This window comes from Marinospirillum sp., assembly GCF_014859565.1.
On sequence record NZ_JACUUA010000368.1, the window covers coordinates 1 to 2332 of the forward strand.

Annotated in this window: 3 protein-coding genes; all 3 read right to left on the minus strand. The window is 49.5% G+C overall.

All coding sequences use genetic code 11. The features are described 5' to 3' along the window. Nucleotides 1-194 precede the first annotated feature (194 nt). The 3 genes from IBX50_RS19745 to IBX50_RS19755 all read right to left on the minus strand — a co-directional run bounded on the left by IBX50_RS19745 (nucleotide 195) and on the right by IBX50_RS19755 (nucleotide 1693). Nucleotides 195-743: a hypothetical protein gene (locus tag IBX50_RS19745; RefSeq protein ID WP_292258106.1), complete on the minus strand. Its 549-nt coding sequence runs from the start codon at nucleotides 741-743 to the stop codon at nucleotides 195-197. Further along, a complete protein-coding gene (locus tag IBX50_RS19750; RefSeq protein WP_292258107.1) occupies nucleotides 740-928 on the minus strand; it encodes a hypothetical protein in 189 nt (62 codons plus the stop codon). Before IBX50_RS19750 ends, IBX50_RS19745 begins: the two co-directional genes overlap by 4 nt. 324 nt (nucleotides 929-1252) lie before the next feature. Then, nucleotides 1253-1693: a DUF5681 domain-containing protein gene (locus IBX50_RS19755; protein ID WP_292258108.1), complete on the minus strand. Its 441-nt coding sequence runs from the start codon at nucleotides 1691-1693 to the stop codon at nucleotides 1253-1255. Nucleotides 1694-2332: the final 639 nt, after the last annotated feature.

Sequence of the window (2332 nt, forward strand, 5' to 3'; positions counted from 1 at the left end):
TTCAAAATCCGGTTCCCGCGAGGGAGTGTCGGTTCGAGTCCGACCACTGGTACCATTACCCCTTAAAAATCAAGTACTTAGAAGCGGTTTAAGAAGCTGCCCAACATAAAACCCAACTTCTCAGAAATGGTTAAAAAATAGCCAGTTAATAGCTTTTAATGGCAAAAAAAAGCCCCGTTATGGGGCTGTATGGTTCAGGCTACCTCGTGGGTATCGCGTATCTGAAGAGAATGTTGGTTGTGTGCCAGTTGCAGATACTCCATAGTGCGCCTTGCAGTCGCTGCCCGACCTGAGGCTTTGGCAGGAACCGTAAAGCTCAGGCGCGGTTGACCGCCTTTTTCTTTAGCTAGCCGAGCGATCATCTTCCACTGCATCAGGCTGGATTCATTCATGCCGGCAAGTAGCTGTTCGACCTCAGCAAGCAATCCTCCCACCTGCTCTAGCCGGTCATCCCATGCGGCCAAAAAATCATCGGCCTCTTTTGCCAGCTTGCGACCTTCTCGGCGTTTTGCTTCCAGCTCATTTTTACGGATTTCAATTTCAAGTGGCTGCACCTGCCGGCTCAGGAATTTTCGTTGTACTTCCAGGTCATCAATTTTAGATTGGATTTCATGCGCTGCTGACTGATCGCCACCGGCGGCGGCTTTGTCGAAGTCTGCTTCCAGCTGGTCGCGTTTTTCGCAAATGGCTTCAAGCTCATCACTGACTTGTTGCAGGCGCGTTTTAGGGTCTTGCTTGCTCATACGGGTTTACCCTCGCTCAATAATTTTTTGGTTCGTTCGTAGCTGGCTTTGTATGCCTCGCTTGTTGGATCTGCGACCAGAATCGGGCGCTGCTCAGTATCGACCTTTGCCACCGGCTCAGGCTTTGCCACCGGATGCGGCTCCAGACTTTCAAAGCGCGTAACTCTCATTACTTTCTGTTGCATAATTGCATCTCTCTTTTTTGCTGATTGATTTTCCGCTGATTTTCTAACGCCACCATCCACCAGGGGCGGCGGCGTGATCCTCGCTTGCTGTCCATTATCCGGGCTTCGTCTGCGGCTCCGGTCTGATCTCTAAGTGTCAATTTCATGCTTGAGTCCTGTTCACTAATTTCCGGGAATGGTCAGTTTCGGGCTTGTCGATATGTAAAACGGCTCCGACTTCGCCAGTCACGCCACAACAAATAAACACCGTGGTCACTCGCTGGTCATCCGCCTTAGCATTTGCCTTTTGCTCAAGCTGTGACAGGCGTTTGGATAAAGTCGCGCTTACCATTGGCATTCCCCGCTATCCGCTTTTTTTTCAAGCCGCTCTATCCGCGTCAGTAATTCATCAATTTCGCTGATCCTTGCCAGTGAGCTAACGGCCTGTACCATCTGACCAGCAATGTCAGGAGCCATCTCGCCAGCCGCAGCAGCGTCAACAAAAGCCCATGCGGTGCCGGCTAGACCTGCATCAGAGGCAAGCTCAATACTCACCGGCGCGGATTGTGGTTTCAGAGTAGGTGCAATTCTGTCCAGCACCATCTTTGCAGCCTGCATATCACCCTGCAAAGCGGCCTCTATCACACGGTCGACCACCTCAGCTCCATGCGCCCGTAACTGTTCGCGCAACAAACTAGAGGCCTGCCTAGGCCTGCCGGATGGATTGCCGCTTGCACCCTTTTGGAATTTTCCGTCCTTGGTGCGCAACGGTTTTTCTTTCGTCATCACATAAGCCTTATTTGTGTCAATAGGATTATTGTAAAGAATTGTTAGTGCAGGTTACAAGTGTTTATCAGGATTTATTTTTGAGGCTAACAGGGAGGTACTGGATTGCTGGTCATTTTTTGACCAGTGCAGGGCTTCATTCACGATAAGCAAATTATCATGAACGGTTTTAGAACCAGAAACGGGTTTTTAGTCACTGCTTTGGTTATAAGGGATGGGCTTTTTATACCTGAATCCAGCCTGCCTATCAGGTACCAGGGTAGGGGTGTTTCTCAGTGGTTTTCATGGCATCCGGCGCCAAACTTTCTAATAATCCATTCATAATAAAAACACCGGGAAGTCGGGTATTTAGTAAAGCGAGTTTTCTCGCTTTAGGTCTCAGCAAAAATGCTTTTACCAGATAATCTGGTATTTGCACCATAGGGCGTGAATTTCACGGATTAAACTGCTACAGGGGTAGCAATTAGGTGCCCCCACTTTTGGGGGCACCATAGGGCTGACTTTTCAGCCGTCAGGTTACGGTTAAAACGGATTTGGTTCGGTGGTGCGCGAATGCTTTTCGTTTACCCTTTCCCGGTTCAATCGGGAAAGGGGTTAGCCGGTCTTGGTGGTGTGCGAAAATTTTGCATACCCCCAATT

Coding starts and splice junctions, on each gene's coding strand:
- IBX50_RS19750 (WP_292258107.1), bottom strand. CDS start 928: ATGCAACAGAAAGTAATGAGAGTTACGCGCTTTGAAAGTCTGGAGCCG.
- IBX50_RS19755 (WP_292258108.1), bottom strand. CDS start 1,693: ATGACGAAAGAAAAACCGTTGCGCACCAAGGACGGAAAATTCCAAAAG.
- IBX50_RS19745 (WP_292258106.1), bottom strand. CDS start 743: ATGAGCAAGCAAGACCCTAAAACGCGCCTGCAACAAGTCAGTGATGAG.